Origin of the sequence: Promicromonospora vindobonensis, assembly GCF_042685865.1 — a bacterium.
GTDB classification, from domain to species: Bacteria; Actinomycetota; Actinomycetes; order Actinomycetales; family Cellulomonadaceae; genus Promicromonospora; species Promicromonospora vindobonensis.
The window spans coordinates 588,987-604,117 of the sequence record NZ_JBHUOG010000002.1 but is presented as its reverse complement, the minus strand read 5'-3'; the positions used below and the strand labels follow the sequence as shown (position 1 = coordinate 604,117).

Genomic DNA, 15,131 nt, shown 5'->3' with positions numbered 1-15,131 from the left:
GGTCCTCACTGCGACGACCGCTGACCGCCCACCGCGTGGTCCTTGCGCCGGGCGCGGCCGAGCAGGTCGGTCAGCAAGGGCTGCTCGGCGTCGATGCCCTCCGACAGGCGCGCAGCGAGGTGCACCACCAGCCATGACTCCAGGTGCTGCAGCCGGGCGGGCGAGCCCCTCCCCTGCGTCTGCCGCCGGTGGGCCCGTGCATAACGGTGGGCGTATCCGCGGACGAGCAGCGAGCGCCCGCCCGCCACCACCGCTCGCGTCGCGAGGGGTGCGTCGGGCATCGGGTCGGCCCACCGCATCAGCAGGAGCGCTCGGGCATGGTCTGCCTCGGGCACGCCGCGTGCGGCGTTCGGCCAGTCGATGACGCTGACCCCGTCGGCCGTGACCATGACGTTGCCGGGGTGGTAGTCGCCATGGCACAGGCGGTCGCCGGACGGCAGACCGTCGAGCAGCCGCAGGGCGAACCCCCGGAGCTCACGTGGCACCGCGGCGGCTTCGATGCGGGTGGCGAGGACCTGGCGGACGTCGGGCAGCTCCGCCGGTGCCCGGACGCCCTGCACCACGACGTGCGCGTCGGCCAGTGCTCGCGCCAGCGTGCGCATGCGCCATGGCCGGCGCTGCAGCAGGTCCAGCATGTCGGTCCCGATGACACGCTCGAGCACCAGGCCGGGCCTGCCGTCGTGGTCGATGACCTCGACCAGGCCCGGCGCGACGCGGTGTCCCGCCAGGCTGGTCAGCGCCAGGGCCTCGGCGTGGTGCCCGTGCTGTCCGGTGCGGTAGAGCTTGACGACGGCGTCGTTCCCCCGTGCGTACACCTCGGCCTCGCGCCCGGAGCCGAGCAGGACTCCGATCCCTGCGTCGTCTCGGGTCGCATCGGTCATCCGGCCAGTCTGGTGGGCCGGCCGATGCCTCCGCCACCTAGTTTCCGGGTGACGATCCTGCAGGTCACAGCACTCGCTCAGGGCGGATTGCTCGCCAGCACCGGCCCCGCAGTCAACGCACCACCGATCGTCGTCGCGGTCGCGGGGCTGCTCGCCGGAATCGGCCTCATCGCCACCGGTGCCCGGATGCACCGCACCAAGCCCTGACACGACTGGTCGGTACGGTGGACCCGGCTACCACCGGGAGACGCCATCTGGTCAGGGCGCGTCGAAGTGCGGCGTGCTCGTGAGCAGATCGCTGACCTCCCGGGGCGCAGTCCCGCGGCAAGGACGACGGCCGGCTCAGCGGCAGCGCTGCGGACGGTCGGCGGCGCAGCAGGCGGTCTGATATGGACGGACGCGGTCCGCGCCGCGTTTCAGCCCTGCCGGGTGGGCCGCACGACGATCTCGCCGATCTCGACGTCGCGCGGCTGCTCGATGGCGAACGCGATGGTGCGGGCCACGGCGTCCGCGTCGATCCCGAGCTCGGCCATGTTGCGCTGGACCTCCTTGCGGATCTCCGGCGACATGTCCATGGAGTCGATGAGCTCGGTGCGCACGTACCCGGGCGAGACCGAGGTGGTGCGCAGGACCCCGTCTGTGGACTCCTGGCGAAGGCCCTCGAGCAAGGTCCGTACCGCGTTCTTCGTGGCGGCGTAGACGGCCTGGGTCGGCACGATCTGCAAGCCCGACGTCGAGACGGTCGTCACGAGGTGTCCCTCGCCCTGGCGGCGGAACACTGGCAGTGCCGCGGCCAGCCCGTTCAGCACGCCGTTCAGGTTCACGTCGATCATCGCCTGCCAGCCGTCGACGTCGACATCCGCCACCGGGCTGAGCCTCGCGATGCCCGCGTTGCTGACCAGGACGTCGAGCCGGCCGAACTCGTCGACGGCGTGCTGGACCAGCCCGTTCAGTTCCTCGCGGCGCGTCACGTCGACAGCCCGGGCGGTCGCGCCCCCGCCGTCCTTTCGGATGCGGCGGACGATGTCGTCCAGGCGGTCCGTACGTCGCGCGCCCAGGACGACGCTCGCGCCGCGCTCCGCGAGCAGGAGGGCGGTGGCCTCGCCGATACCGCTGCTCGCGCCCGTGATCGCGACGACCTTGCCCTGGATTCCCGTCATGATGTCAGTCATGTCTGTGGTGCTCCTCGACGATATAGTGGACACGTGTCCGGTTTCAGAACCGTAACGGACACGTGTCCGTTTGTCGAGAGGCTGGGAGCTCATGGTCAAGACCGCCCGTAAGGACGCGGTGGAGAACCGCGCCCGGATCGTCGAGGTGGCCCGCCGGGAGATCGCGGCGTCGGACACCACCGAGCTCCGGCTGAACGCCATCGCCAAGGAGGCCGGCGTCGGGCAGGGCACGCTCTACCGGCACTTCCCGACGCGGGAGGCGCTGCTGGTCGAGGTCTACCGGCAGGAGGTCGACGAGCTCGTCGCCCTCGCGCCGCGGCTCCTGGAGACCACCGAGCCCGTGGACGCCCTTGCCCGATGGTTCGACCGTGTCGCCGAGTACGCGCGCGTGAAGCGCGGGGTGCTCGCGGCCGTCGAGGCATCGGTCTGGCGGGAGCTCACGAACCACAGCCTCGGCCCGATCGGCGACGCGATCACCGTGCTGCTCGACGCGGGCAAGGCCGCCGGGCAGATCCGTGACGACGCCGACGCCGGCGACGTCATCCTCCTGATCGGCTACCTCTCGCGGCTGGACGAGGACGAGTGGGACCGGCGTGCGCACCGGCCGCTGCACATCGTGCTGGACGGCTTGCGCCGGCGGTGAGGCAGGGACCGACCTCACCCGCAAGGTCCACAGGCTCCTGACCGGGTAAAGCCCTCGGGCGTGAGTGCCGACAGCTGGCTTCCTGACATGAAGCCCGCATCCGGGTCTTCGCTTCGCAGGCTGCGTGAGCGTCTCGGGCCGGGCGACGTTGGTCTGGCCGCGGTGTCGAACCGGCCGTGGCGTAGACCTTGCCACACTACTACGTGTGACCACAGCAAGGACGCCGCAGGCTGGGTCCATCGTCCCGCCTGCGGCGCTCACGGTTGACGGCATCGCAGGTATCGGCGGCAGATGCGGTACGTCGATGGCTGTCTCCCGTCGTGCTGTCAGCGGCGCCCGGCTCCTCCCCCGTTACTGGTCCTGCGCCGCCCGGAGCGTCGCGACGACGGAGGGCCACCGGCCGGCGGTCCGCACCAGGACGACGTCGGCCCGCGCACCCGGGACGAGCGACCCTCGGTCGGTCAGCCCCGCCGCTCGCGCCGGGCCCGAGGTGACGAGGGCGACGGCGCGCGGCAGGTCGGCCAGGCTTTCCCGGACGAGCACCTCGATCACGGCCAGCAACGTGGCCGGCACGTAGTCGGACGCGAGCGCGTCCACGAGCCCGAGGGCGACCAGCTCGCGTGCCGAGACGTTGGCGGTGTGCGAGCCCCCGCGTACGGCGTTCGGCGCGCCGGCCACGACCGCGAGGCCGTTGGCACGGGCGGCGCGGGCCGCCTCGACGGTCGTCGGGAACTCCGCGACGACGCCGCCCCTGGCCGCGAGCGCCTCGATGTCGGCCTCGGACTCGGGGTCGTGACCCGCCAGGCGGATGCGGCCGGACCGGGCGAGGTCTCCGAGCCGGGCCAGGGTCGCGGCGGCGACGTCGGACCGGTCCTCGCGGTCCTGGCGCCAGCTCCGGACGTGGGTGCGTGCGTCGCCGGCGGAGAAGCCTTCCCTGCCCACGAGCAGGCGTTCCATGTCCGCCGGGTCGGCGTACTGCCCGATGCCGGGGGTGTGGTCCTCGTGGGAGACCAGGGGCGGGATGTCGAGGGGCGAGGCGTGCGCGAGCGCTGCCTCGAGCTCGGGCAGCGCGGCGGGGCTGCGGATGTCGAGCCGGTGCAGCACCCGCGTGCCGGACGCCCGGGCCTCGGGGTCCTGGAGCGCGTGGAGGAGGTCCTCTGGTCCGGGTAGGCCGGCGGGCAGGCCGACGGGAGTGTGCGCTCCGAACGGCACCCCGTGGAAGGCGGTGAGCACCCCGCAGCCGGCGAGGCGTTCGGTCGCGGTGCGGACGGCGAGGTCGAGCGGGAGGTCGGCGCCGGGGCGCGGCTTGCGCTCGTGGGCGAGGACGTCGGTGTGCACGTCCACGAGGCCGGGCAGGCAGAGGGCTCCGCGGCCGTCGAGGTCGGCGCGTGCGCCCGGCGGTCGCGCACCCACCTCGACGATGCGACCGTCGCGCACGACCACCCAGGCGTCGTCGACCACCCGGTCGGGCAGGACGGCGGTGACGCCTGCGAGGGTCCAGTCCCCCGGGGTCGCCCCGAGCGGCCAGCCGCCCGCCTGCGCTGCCGGCAGCCCGTGCCCTGCCGACGGCCCGTGCGCAGCCTGCGGCGTGCTCGTTGCATGGTTCACCGCCACATGTTGTCCGGACGACCTGGCGGGACGGTGAACGACCGTTCACCTGCCGTTCACCACCGCAGGGCCGACGGTTCTCCCCGTCCTCGCAGACTCGGCGACGGCGCCCGACCCGGGCACCGCCTGAACGGCTACGACCGGAGAGATGATGAAGAGCACCACGACCCTCACCGCGGCGGCGTTCGCCGCAGCGACGGCGCTGACGATGTCCGCGTGTGCCGGTGGTTCCGGGGCCGCCGCGGAGAGCACCACCGCCGAGGGCTTCCCGTCGGTCATCCGGCTGGCCGCGATCCCTGCGGAGAACTCGACGGATCTTGCCGCCGGGTACGACCCCATCGTCGCGATGCTCGAGGAGGAGACGGGCGCCACCGTCGAGGTGAGCCAGGCCTCCGACTACGCGGGCGCCATCGAGGGCCTCATCGCCGACAAGGTCGACATCGCGTTCCTCGGGTCGTTCGCGTACGTGATCGCCACGCACAACGAGGCGGCGATCACTCCCCTCGGCGCGGCGATCGAGGCGAAGGACGCCGAGCCCGGCTACTACTCGCTCGGGATCGCTCCCGGCGACAGCGACATCGACAGCCTCGAAGACTTCGCCGGGCACAGCGTGTGCTTCGTCGACCCCGGCTCGACGTCGGGCTTCCTGTACCCGAGCGCCGGGCTGATCGACGCCGGCGTCGTCGCCTCAGGCAAGGAGGCCGACGTCGCAGCGGGTGTCCAGCCCGTCTACGCCGGCGCGCACGACGCCTCGGCACTCGGCGTCGCCGCCGGCGACTGCGAGGCGGGCTTCGCCATGGAGTCCATGGTCACCGAGACGCTCCCGGCGGCGGGCGACCTGGCCGAGGGGGACCTGAAGGAGGTCTGGCGCTCGCCCAAGATCTCTGGCTCGCTCTTCGTGGGCAACGACGCGCTCGGTGAGGACGTCAACGCCAAGCTCACGAGCCTCATCACCGAGAAGGCCAACTCGGAGTACCTGCTGTCGGAGGGCTACTGCGACGGCGAGTGCCTGCTCACCGACGAGGACGCGTGGGGCTTCGCGCCCGCCGAGGACGCGGACTACGACGGGACCCGCGAGGTCTGCACGCTCACCAAGTCGGACAAGTGCGAGGGCTGACCGTGCAGCCCGACACCGTGCAGCCCGACACCGTGCAGCCCGCAGGCGAGCCCATCGTCCGGGTGCGCGGCCTCACCAAGGAGTTCGACGGGACGACGGCTCTGGCGGGCGTCGACCTCGACGTGGCACGCGGCGAGCTGCTCGTGCTGCTGGGCCTGTCGGGATCGGGCAAGTCGACGCTGCTGCGCTGCCTGAACGGGCTGCACCGGCCCACCGCCGGTGAGGTCACCGTGGCGGGCACGCGGGTCGACCGCGCGTCGGGCCGCGAGCTGCGCCGCCTGCGCACCGAGGTGGGCTTCGTCTTCCAGCAGTTCAACCTGGTCGGTCGGCTCACGTGCCTGGAGAACGTCCTGATCGGCGGGCTCGGGCGGGTGCGCGGGCCGCGGTACGGCGTCACGACGTACTCGCGCCGGATGCGCGAGGAGGCGCTCGCCCACATCGACCGGGTGGGCCTCGCGGACCACGCCTACCAGCGCGCCGACACCCTCTCTGGCGGCCAGCAGCAGCGCGTCGCCATCGCCAGGACCCTCATGCAGCGCCCTCAGCTCGTGCTGGCCGACGAGCCCGTCGCGTCGCTCGACCCGGAGAACGCGGGGGCGGTGATGGACCTCCTCGTGCGCGTGTGCGCCGAGGAGGGGCTGACCGTCGTGTGCACCCTGCACCAGGTGGACCTGGCGCTCGGCTGGGCGCACCGGCTGGTCGGGCTACGCAGCGGCGAGAAGGTCCTCGACCGGCCGGCAGCGGGCCTGACCAGGGACGACGCCATGTCGATCTACCGGCGCGTCGAGCCGGCGGAGGCCCTGGCGTGAGCGCACCGACCACCCGGGAGCGCCGCGGCGTCGAGCACCGCGACGGAGCGCACAACACCGGCGGGCGCCTCCCCCTGCCGCCGACGCCGCAGCAGCGCATGCTCCGCTGGATCGCCGGCGCTTCGGTGCTGCTCACGCTCGTCGCTGCGTCGTCGATCGGCCTCGACCTGCCGACGCTGATCGCCGGCGGCGAGGACGTCGCGTCGCTCGTCGAACGGATGCTCCCGCCCCGTGTCGACGACCCCGCGCGCATCGCCGCGCTCACCCTCGACACGGTGCTCATGGCGTTCCTCGGGACCGTGCTCGCGACGTTCCTCTCGGTCCCCCTCGCGTTCCTCGCGGCCCGGACGACGACGCCGCACCCCGCCGTGGCCGCCGTCGCGCGCGGCCTGATCACGTTCTGCCGCGCGGTGCCCGACCTCGTGTTCGCGGTCCTCTTCGTCCGTGCGCTCGGGCTCGGCGTGCTGCCCGGCGTGCTCGCCCTCGCGCTGCACTCCGTCGGCATGCTGGGCAAGCTCTTCGCCGACGCGATCGAGGACGCCGACCAGGGCCCCCGCGAGGCGGTGCGCAGCGTCGGCGTCGGCCCGCTGCGCGAGCTGCTCAACGGTGTCGTGCCCCAGGTGGTACCCGCCTGGGTGTCGGCATTCGTCTACCGGGTCGACATCAACCTGCGCACGTCCGTCGTGCTGGGCTTCGTCGGTGCGGGCGGCATCGGGTTCGCCCTGCAGGACGCCCTGCGCGGCCTCGTGTACCCGAAGGCACTGGGCATCGTCGCGATCATCCTTGTGGTCGTCGCCGCCATGGAGCTGTTGTCGATGGCGGTCCGTCGCGCGCTGCTGGCCCCCCGCAACCCGCGCTTCGGACGCGACCGGGTCGTGCGGTTCCTCTCCGGCGGAGCGGCGATCGCCCTCACGGTGTTCGCTTTCGTCCGCCTCGGCATCGACCCGATCGCCGTGGTGACGTCCGTGCCAGACCTGCTGGGTGTCGCCGGCCGCACCTTCCCCCCGGATCTCACGTCGCTCGGGCCGGTGCTCTGGGAGGCTCTGCTCCAGACGCTCGCGATCGGGCTCGTGGCGACGGCGATCGGCGTCATGCTGTCGCTCCCGCTCGGGCTGCTCGCCGCCCGCAACGTGGCGCCCCACCCCGTGGTCCATGCCGCCGCCCGCACGGCGGTGCTCGTGGTGCGGGCCGTCCCGGAGCTCGTGCTCGCGGTGATCCTGGTCGCCGCCGTCGGGCTCGGTCCCGTCGCGGGTGCGATCGCGCTCGGCATCGGCTCGATCGGGTTCCTCGGCAAGCTGGTCGCCGATGCCGTCGAGGAGGTTCCCGCTGGGCCCGCCGAGGCGGTGCGGTCCGTCGGCGGCGGCTGGTGGAAGGTGCTCTTCGCGGCGATCCTGCCCCAGAGCATGCCGTCGGTCGTCGGCTCGACGCTCTACCTGCTCGACGTCAACATCCGGACCTCGACGATCCTCGGGATCGTCGGCGCGGGCGGCGTGGGCTTCCTGCTGTTCGAGGCGGTGCGCACGCTCCGGTTCGAGGTGGTCGGCGGCATCGTGCTGCTGGTGTTCGTCGTCGTCCTGCTCATCGAAAGGCTCTCCGGGTGGATCCGCGCACAGCTGACCTGACCACTGACCTGGCTCCCGTCCCGCACGGCGCCCCTGCAGCAGGCTGGACCACCGTGGCGCTGTGGGAGGGCGGCGACGCCGTCCGGCTCGTCGAGGTGCCGCTCCCCGAACCGGGCCCCGGTGAGGTGCTCGTCCGCATCCGCCTCGCGACGGTCTGCGGGAGCGACCGGCACACCGTGTCAGGGCGGCGTGCGGCCCCCGTCCCCTCGGTCCTCGGGCACGAGGCGGTGGGTGACGTCGTCGCGACCGGTCCCGGCGAGGCCGACCGCGACCGCGACGGCCGCCCGCTCGTCGACGGCGACCGGGTCGTGTGGGGCGTGACCGTCGCGTGCGGGGCCTGCGACAGGTGTGCTGCGGGGCGCACTGCGAAGTGCCGGTCGGTCCGCAAGGTGGGGCACGAGGGGTTCGCGTCGGCCTGGCCGCTCAGCGGGACCTACGCGCAGCACATCCTGCTGCCGCGCGGTGCGACGGTCGCCCACGTGCCGGACACGCTGCCCGACGAGCTGGCCTCCCCCGCCGGCTGCGCCACCGCGACCGTCATGGCCACCATCGAGGCCGCAGGACCGCTCACCGGGCGCCGTGTCCTGATCAGTGGCGCGGGGATGCTCGGGATCACCGCGGTGGCCGCCGCACGCGCGGCAGGGGCTGCTCAGGTCCTGGTCACGGACCCCGACCGGGGGCGGCTGGACCTCGCGGTGCGCTTCGGCGCCACCTCGACGCACGGTGTCGACCTGCCGGACGGCGCTTCCGCGCTCGGCCTCGTCGACGTCGCGATCGAGCTGTCCGGGGCGAGCTCCGCGGTGGCCAGGTGCCTCGACGCCCTCGACATCGGCGGGCGGCTCGTGCTGGCCGGCTCCGTGGCGCCGGCACCGCCGGTACCGCTCGACGCGGAGCGGGTGGTGCGCGGCTGGCTCACCGTCACGGGCGTGCACAACTACGAGCCGCGACACCTCCGGGCTGCGCTGGACCTGCTCGACCGCACACACGACACCGTGCCGTGGCACGAGCTCGTCACGCCCGCCGTCGGGCTGGCTCAGGTCGGGCGGCTGCTGACCGGTCCGGCCGGCGTCGCACCGCGCGCTGCGGTGACCCCATGAGCGGCCGTCTCGTGCTGAGCCGTCTCGTGGGCACCGAGCTCCACGATCACGCGGACGGCGTCCGCGCGCACCCAGCGCTCCGTCGAGAGCACGGGCGGCCCGTCGGCGCCGTCGCGCGCGAGGCTCGCGATCAGCCAGGCGGGGTCGCCCGGCCGGCAGCCGAGACCGGCGCTCGCGTCGTCGGGGGCGGACTCCATGCTGGCCCGCGTCCACGCGCGCTCCGGCCGCACCCTTGCGACGTCGCGCAGGATGGCGTCCAGCGACTCCTCGTGACGCAGGGCGGCAGGCAGCTCCGGCACCAGCGCCACGGTCAGCCACTCGACGCCCCACGCGGCGGGCATGCCGTCGATGAACGACCGGCGCACGAGCCGGAACGCGGGCTCCCCCGCCTGCGTCCCGAGCTCGTGCGCGACGGACGGGGGCAGCGGAACCTCGTCGCACGCCAGCACGACGGTGCGCGGCGTCGCCCCGGCCTCCCGGACCGTCCGGCTCCAGGACGGGGCGCGGCCCGGCGCGACGAGGTAGTCGACGCGCCGCCGCGTGAAGGTGCCGCCGCCCTGGATCCGGCTCACCAGCATCCGGCGCTCGAGCTCTCCGAGTGCGGCGCGTGCGGCTGCGCGTCCGACGCCGAACCGCTGGCCGACGTCCGCCTCCGACGCGACCCGGGTACCCGGTGGGACGTTCGCGAGCTCCTCCGCGAGCACCCGGACGATCTCGGTCGACTTGGTCACCCGCGGACCGTAACCCGACCAGGTGACTCCCGCATGAACTCGTGCTCCTCCTGCACCGCGCACCCGACCCACCGAGAGAAGGGCCTCCGATGACCAGCTCCCGCCCGGCCCCGGCGTCCGCAGGGCATGTCGTGGTCGTCGGCGCCGGCGTGGTCGGCCTCGGCGCCGCAGCCGAGGCCCACCGGCGCGGCTACCGCGTGACCGTCGTCGAGCAGGCCGCTTCGGTGGTCGGTGCGTCCGTGCAGAACTTCGGGCACGTCGGCGTCACCGCCCAGGCGGGCCCGGCACGTGCGTACGCTCTCGCGGCCCGCGAACGCTGGCTGTCCCTCGGCTCCGCCGCGGGGTTCGCCGTCGCCCGGACCGGCACGCACGTCGTCGCGCGGACGAGCACCGAGCTGCGGCTGCTCGAGGAGTTCGCCACCGAGCGCGGCGGCGACGAGGTCCACCTGCTCGACGCCACGCAGACCCGGACGGCCGCGCCGGTCCGCGCCGAACCGGTGGTCGGTGGCGCCCACCTGCCGCTGGACCTCCAGGTCGACCCCCGGGTCGCGGCGCCGGCGCTCGCCGCCTGGCTCGAGAACCAGGGCGTGACCTTCCGGTGGCGGACGGCGGCCCGCGCGGTCGGCACCGGCCGCGTCGAGACCACGACGGGACCCCTCGACGCCGACGTCGTGATCGTCGCCGCCCACCACGACCTCGACCGTCTCCTGCCCGACGTCGCCGCACAGGCCCAGCTGCGCCGCTGCCGCCTGCACATGCTCCGGGTCCGGCCCTCCGGTGCGGCGGCGTTCACCGGCCCCGTGCTCACGGGCTGGTCCATGGTCAGGTACGCGGCCCTCGCTGCCTGCCCGTCCGCGTCCCTGGTCGCCGACGAGCTTGCGGCGGCAGATCCGGTCGCGACGGCCTGGGACGTCAACCTGATGCTGACGCCCCAGCGGGACGGGACCCTGATCGTCGGCGACACCCACCTGCGCGCGGTCGACGCACCGGTGTTCCAGGACGAGGAGGGCTACGCCGTCCTGCTGCGGTTGGTCGCCGACCTGCTCGGCACGGACCTCGACGTCGTCGAGCGCTGGCAGGGCACCTACGCGACGGCGCCCGAGGAGTTCCTGGTCGCCGAGCCCGACCCGGGCGTGCACGTCGCGACGGTCACGACCGGCATCGGCATGACGACGGGCCTGGGGCTCGCTGCCCATGTGCTCGACCTGGCCGGGCTGACGAACTGACGGACTGACCGCCCGCTGCCACCTCTTGCCGCACCCGTCGCGCGTCCACCCTCGCGTGACCCCTCTGGAAGGAATCACTCATGATCGCTCTCGCCGCCCTGGACATCGCAGGCACCACCGTGGAGGAGGGAGGCGCCGTCTACCACGCGCTGCACGACGCCGTGCGTCGGCACGGCAGCACGGCCGGGGTCTCCGACGTCGCGCACTGGATGGGTGCCGACAAGCGCACCGCCATCCGCTCCCTGCTCGCGCTCGGCGGCGACCCGACCGCCGTGGAGAAGGCTTTCGCCGACTTCGAGCGGCTGCTCCGCGAGGCGTACGACGCGACGCCGCCCGTGGCGATGCCCGGCGTCGTCGAGGCGTTCGCCGCGCTCCGTGACCAGGGCGCAAAGATCGCGCTGACCACCGGGTTCTCTGCAGAGGTCACCGACCTCCTGCTCGAGCGCCTCGGCTGGCGGGACGGCACCGTGGACACTGTCGTCTGCACCGACGACGTGCCCGCGGGCCGCCCCGCGCCGTACATGGTCCACCGCGCCATGGAGCGCACCGGGGTGCTGCGGACGGCCGGCGTCCTCACCGTTGGCGACACCGTCCTCGACCTCGAGGCAGGGTCCAACGCCGGGGCGGGGGTCGTGGTCGGCGTCCTCAGCGGTGGCGTACCCCGGGAGACGCTCGCGACCGCGCCGCACACCCACCTGATCCCGTCGGTGGCCGACCTGGTGGACCTGCTGGCCGGGCGCCAGGTCCCGGCCGCCGCCGGACCGGTCAGCGCACGGCCCTCCTGACGAGGTCGGCGATCGTGGCCTCGCCGGCGTCGTCCAGCCCGGTCAGGGCGTACGACGTCGGCCACAGGCCGCCGTCCTGGTCGAGCGCCGCCTCGACGCTGAACCCGAACGTCGAGTAGCGCTCCTTGTCCACCTGCCCGCTGCGGAAGAAGCAGATCACCTTCCCGTCCCGGGCGTAGGCCGGCTGCCCGTACCACAGCTTCGGTGCCAGCTCCGGGGCGGCGTCCGTCACGATGTCGTGCACCCGAGCGGCCAGCTCCCGGTCCGGTGACGCCATCTCAGCGATCTTCGACAGCACCGCCGCCTCGTCCTTCGCCGCCTTCTTCGCGCCGCGGCCGCCGGCGGCCTCCGCCTTCAGCTCCTTGGCACGTGCCTTCATCGCGGCGCGCTCCTGCTCCGAGAACGCCCCGCTCGAAGACTCTTCCCGCTTGCCCGCATCTGCCCTGGATGTGCTGCTCATCGCGATCTCCTCCTCAGGAATGGGCACTCGCCCGCTGGTCGGTAGTTCCGACGCTAGTCCGGGGCGCCGCGTCGGGCTTCTCGATTCCTGACCGACTCGGACCCGTCGCGCCGCCCGCCACGCCGTCCGTCGCGCCTCGGCGGTACTGTCCGACAGTTGCCCACGAGCGCGGCCCCGGCACACGGTGCGCGACGTCGGCCCTGATCCTGTCCGCACCCTAAGGACGACGCATGCCGTTCACGCTCTCCCATCCCGCAGCCGTGCTGCCCCTCCTGCGGCGCCCGTTCAGCGCCGCCGCCCTGGTGGCCGGAGCCCTGGCGCCCGACATGCCGTACTTCGCCCGCAGCGTGCCGGTCTCGGTCACCGCCGAGTCCTGGTACGAGCCGTACCTGAACGCGACGACGTCGCACGGTCCGCTCGGCGCCGTGACCGTCGCCCTCCCGTACGCGCTGGCCCTGTGGGGCCTGTCCCTGGTAGCCCGCCGGCCGGTCGGTGCTCTGCTGCCGCCCGGCACGTCGCCGGCTCCCGGGCCGGGCGGCAGGGGCGCGCTGCTGCGGCGCGGCGGCTGGGTGCTGCTGTCTCTCCTGATCGGTATCGCCACCCATCTGGTCTGGGACTCGTTCACGCACGTCGACGGATACGTCGTGCTGCACGTACCGTTCCTGAGCACTCAGCTCGCCGGCGACCTCACCTGGGCGCGCGCGCTGCAGCACGTGAGCACCGTCGGCGGGCTCGTGGTCGTCGCGGTGTACCTGTGGCGACGCCGAGCGCGGCAGCTGCCCGACCGCACGACCCAGCGCCCGACCGCACGCGACGCCGGCGCACACCGGACCACACGCACTGCCGCCTGGGTCGCGCTCTGTGTGGTCGTCGCGGGCGCTGTCGCGGGCACCGTCGAGCTGCGGGGCGAGACAGACCTGTCGGTGAGGGACACGATCGAGACCGCGCTCTCCTCCGGCGTGACCGGGGCCGGTGCCGCGCTGATCACAGCGCTGTGCCTGTACGTCGCGGCATTCTGGGCAGTTCGCGGCGTCGCCGCGGTGCGGAGAACGCGAGCAGCTACGCGTGACCGCTGACACCGACTTAGCTGACACCGACTTAGCTGACACCGACCTAGAAGGGTGGTTCGTCGGGGTCGGTCGGTGCAGTCGGGTCCGTCGGCACCGCCTCGGTTGGTATCGCGCCCGGCTCGGTCGTCTGGTAGCTGCGGGGTAGGCGTTGGCCGGTCAGGGCGTGCAGGGTGAGGTCGTGGCTGGTGTCGGGGTCGATCTGGTCGAGGTCGATGTGGGTGTCCAGGACGGTGGGTGGCCTGGTGTGGACGTGGCCGTTCGGGGCGGTCCAGGTGGTGATCCCGGTGATGGGGTCGCGGACGACGTCCCAGCCGGCGTGGGTCTTGAGGAGGTGGTGCTTGCGGCAGAGCGCGTGCAGGTTCTGCGCGCGGGTCTGCCCGCGCTCACTCCCACGGTCGCCGTTCTGTCCGCCGTCGTTGCGTTCGTTTCTGTGTTCGTGGTCGAAGGGTTGGATGTGGTCGAGGTCGCAGCGGGTGGCGGGGGTGTCGCAGCCCCACAGGAAGGTGCAGGTCCCGTCTCGGGTCTCGATCGCGCCGCGTAGTACTTTGCCGGGTTGGTAGGTGGTGGTGGAGTAGTCGGTCAGGATCCCGGTGACGGGGTCGGTCAGGAGGCGTTGCCAGGTGGCGTCGTTGGCGATCTGGCGGGCGGTGTCGGCGGGGATGGGTCCGTAGCCGGTCAGGTCGCCGGGTGCGTCGTCCAGGCCGAGGAGGGTGCTGGCCGGGACGGTGACGCGTACGACGGGTCGGGTCGGTGTGATCCGCACGACCTGCACCGTCTCGTGCACGACGGGCGCCCGCCCACCGCACGTGCACACGCGCGTGTCCCCGCTGTCCGTACTCTCGGTGCTGTGGACCTCAGGCTCGACCTCGGTGTCGACCTTGTCTGCGGGGTCGGTGCCGTCGGCGAATCGGCCAGCGGGTAGGAGGCGGCCGGTGATGATTGCGGTCAGGGAGTCGGCGCGGAGCTGGCCCAGGGTCCGGTCCTCACCCGAGACGTGGCGGAGCTGGTGGGCCATGTCGTCGATGACGCCCCAGACGGCGGCGGCGTCGGTGGCGGCGAGGTAGGCGGTCAGCCAGCCCATGTCGTTCTCGGCGCGGTCGAGCTGCACGCACCGGCGTTCTGCCTCGGCTCGGGCGTTCTGGGCGGCGCTGTGGCGGGTCTTGGCGAAGGCGAGCATCCGAGTCTGTAGCCATTTCCAGGTCCGGTGGGGTGCCTGGGGCAGGTACCGGTCGATCGCTTCGGCGCGTTCGGTGGTGGTCAGCTGTGCTGCGGAGCGCAGCAGGGTGTGTGCCTTACGGACATCGATGCGTCCGGCGATCAGTGCGGTGATCACGGTGGGGTGCTGGGCGCCGGACTCGGCCCGGACGACAACCTCACCGGCCTCGGTCTCGGTCACGACGAGCTCGCCGGTGACCTGGGCGACCAGCGAGGCGTGTGCCAGCGCGTGCGACTCCCGGGCCGCGCGCTCGGCCACGACCCGGGCCTGGAGACCCGCGGCCCAGGACTGCAACCGCCCGCACGCGGTTGCGAGGTCACCGAGGGCATCGTCGGGCAGCCCGGCCAGGAGGTCGGGGTCCAGGTCGGTGGGCCGATCCATGGCTTCGGCGACGACCCGTGCCAGCTGCGCGCCGGGTGCACCGGTCAGTGCCTGCTGGAGAGTCTCCACCGGCCACAGCACGACCGGAACCACGGACGGCGGCCAGTCCGGACCCGCGTCCGGACCGGTGCCGGGCTCCAGGTCGGGCGGGAAGTCGGGCGGGAGGTCGCCGGGCACCGTGTCGTCAGGTGTCCGGCACGCACCGTCATCCAGGAGCGCACCGGCCACGCCGCCGTCGACACCGCCGTCGGACCGTCCTGCGTACATACCAACCACCCCCTCCCGAAAGGCCGCATGACATCATCAGTGATGT

At 73.2% G+C, this 15,131-nt stretch carries 15 protein-coding genes; 9 read left to right on the top strand and 6 right to left on the bottom strand.

Annotated features, from left to right (window positions below; translation table 11 throughout):
• Nucleotides 1–5 precede the first annotated feature (5 nt).
• Nucleotides 6–881, bottom strand: coding sequence for a phosphotransferase family protein (locus ACFS27_RS15910; protein ID WP_377184723.1), 876 nt, complete (start codon nucleotides 879–881; stop codon nucleotides 6–8).
• 48 nt (nucleotides 882–929) lie between these two features.
• Here ACFS27_RS15910 and ACFS27_RS15905 point away from each other — a divergent pair, with 48 nt between their 5' ends.
• On the top strand, nucleotides 930–1,088 hold the full coding sequence (locus tag ACFS27_RS15905; RefSeq protein WP_377184720.1) for a hypothetical protein: 159 nt from the start codon (nucleotides 930–932) through the stop codon (nucleotides 1,086–1,088).
• A gap of 209 nt (nucleotides 1,089–1,297) precedes the next feature.
• Here the strand turns inward: ACFS27_RS15905 and ACFS27_RS15900 are convergent, their stop codons facing one another.
• The gene (locus tag ACFS27_RS15900) at nucleotides 1,298–2,053 is read right to left on the bottom strand and encodes an SDR family oxidoreductase (protein ID WP_377184717.1); all 756 of its coding nucleotides are present in this window, start codon (nucleotides 2,051–2,053) and stop codon (nucleotides 1,298–1,300) included.
• 91 nt (nucleotides 2,054–2,144) lie between these two features.
• Between ACFS27_RS15900 and ACFS27_RS15895 the strand changes: the two genes are divergently transcribed.
• On the top strand, nucleotides 2,145–2,696 hold the full coding sequence (locus ACFS27_RS15895; protein ID WP_377184715.1) for a TetR/AcrR family transcriptional regulator: 552 nt from the start codon (nucleotides 2,145–2,147) through the stop codon (nucleotides 2,694–2,696).
• 351 nt (nucleotides 2,697–3,047) lie between these two features.
• Here ACFS27_RS15895 and ACFS27_RS15890 read toward each other — a convergent pair whose 3' ends face one another.
• Nucleotides 3,048–4,304, bottom strand: a complete 1,257-nt coding sequence (locus ACFS27_RS15890) for an alpha-D-ribose 1-methylphosphonate 5-triphosphate diphosphatase (RefSeq protein ID WP_377184712.1) — start codon at nucleotides 4,302–4,304, stop codon at nucleotides 3,048–3,050.
• Between the two features lie 151 nt (nucleotides 4,305–4,455).
• On the opposite strand from ACFS27_RS15890, the gene ACFS27_RS15885 reads away from it, so the two are divergent.
• Genes ACFS27_RS15885 through ACFS27_RS15870 form a run of 4 tightly spaced genes read left to right on the top strand, consistent with a single transcriptional unit; the run spans nucleotide 4,456 to nucleotide 8,949 of the window.
• Complete coding sequence (locus ACFS27_RS15885; protein WP_377184710.1) at nucleotides 4,456–5,421, top strand: phosphate/phosphite/phosphonate ABC transporter substrate-binding protein; 966 nt, start codon at nucleotides 4,456–4,458, stop codon at nucleotides 5,419–5,421.
• A gap of 2 nt (nucleotides 5,422–5,423) precedes the next feature.
• Nucleotides 5,424–6,230, top strand: a complete 807-nt coding sequence (phnC, locus tag ACFS27_RS15880) for a phosphonate ABC transporter ATP-binding protein (RefSeq protein WP_377184707.1) — start codon at nucleotides 5,424–5,426, stop codon at nucleotides 6,228–6,230.
• The gene (gene phnE, locus ACFS27_RS15875) at nucleotides 6,227–7,852 is read left to right on the top strand and encodes a phosphonate ABC transporter, permease protein PhnE (RefSeq protein ID WP_377184705.1); all 1,626 of its coding nucleotides are present in this window, start codon (nucleotides 6,227–6,229) and stop codon (nucleotides 7,850–7,852) included. The genes phnC and phnE overlap by 4 nt, the downstream gene beginning before the upstream one ends.
• The gene (locus tag ACFS27_RS15870) at nucleotides 7,828–8,949 is read left to right on the top strand and encodes a zinc-binding dehydrogenase (RefSeq protein ID WP_377184702.1); all 1,122 of its coding nucleotides are present in this window, start codon (nucleotides 7,828–7,830) and stop codon (nucleotides 8,947–8,949) included. Before phnE ends, ACFS27_RS15870 begins: the two co-directional genes overlap by 25 nt.
• Here the strand turns inward: ACFS27_RS15870 and ACFS27_RS15865 are convergent.
• Nucleotides 8,886–9,680, bottom strand: coding sequence for a GntR family transcriptional regulator (locus ACFS27_RS15865; RefSeq protein ID WP_377184699.1), 795 nt, complete (start codon nucleotides 9,678–9,680; stop codon nucleotides 8,886–8,888). The genes ACFS27_RS15870 and ACFS27_RS15865 overlap by 64 nt on opposite strands.
• A gap of 89 nt (nucleotides 9,681–9,769) precedes the next feature.
• Here ACFS27_RS15865 and ACFS27_RS15860 point away from each other — a divergent pair, with 89 nt between their 5' ends.
• Together ACFS27_RS15860 and ACFS27_RS15855 are read left to right on the top strand one after the other, a co-directional pair.
• Nucleotides 9,770–10,906, top strand: a complete 1,137-nt coding sequence (locus ACFS27_RS15860) for a TIGR03364 family FAD-dependent oxidoreductase (protein ID WP_377184696.1) — start codon at nucleotides 9,770–9,772, stop codon at nucleotides 10,904–10,906.
• A gap of 80 nt (nucleotides 10,907–10,986) precedes the next feature.
• Nucleotides 10,987–11,691 (top strand): phosphonatase-like hydrolase, encoded by a 705-nt coding sequence (locus ACFS27_RS15855; protein ID WP_377184693.1) that lies wholly within the window; start codon nucleotides 10,987–10,989, stop codon nucleotides 11,689–11,691.
• Here the strand turns inward: ACFS27_RS15855 and ACFS27_RS15850 are convergent.
• Nucleotides 11,672–12,151: a DUF1801 domain-containing protein gene (locus ACFS27_RS15850; protein WP_377184690.1), complete on the bottom strand. Its 480-nt coding sequence runs from the start codon at nucleotides 12,149–12,151 to the stop codon at nucleotides 11,672–11,674. The two genes, ACFS27_RS15855 and ACFS27_RS15850, sit on opposite strands and share 20 nt — an antisense overlap.
• A 230-nt stretch (nucleotides 12,152–12,381) precedes the next feature.
• Between ACFS27_RS15850 and ACFS27_RS15845 the strand changes: the two genes are divergently transcribed.
• A complete protein-coding gene (locus tag ACFS27_RS15845; RefSeq protein ID WP_377184687.1) occupies nucleotides 12,382–13,227 on the top strand; it encodes a DUF4184 family protein in 846 nt (281 codons plus the stop codon).
• A 37-nt stretch (nucleotides 13,228–13,264) separates the two neighbouring features.
• Here the strand turns inward: ACFS27_RS15845 and ACFS27_RS15840 are convergent, their stop codons facing one another.
• On the bottom strand, nucleotides 13,265–15,085 hold the full coding sequence (locus tag ACFS27_RS15840) for an HNH endonuclease (RefSeq protein ID WP_377184684.1): 1,821 nt from the start codon (nucleotides 15,083–15,085) through the stop codon (nucleotides 13,265–13,267).
• Nucleotides 15,086–15,131: the final 46 nt, after the last annotated feature.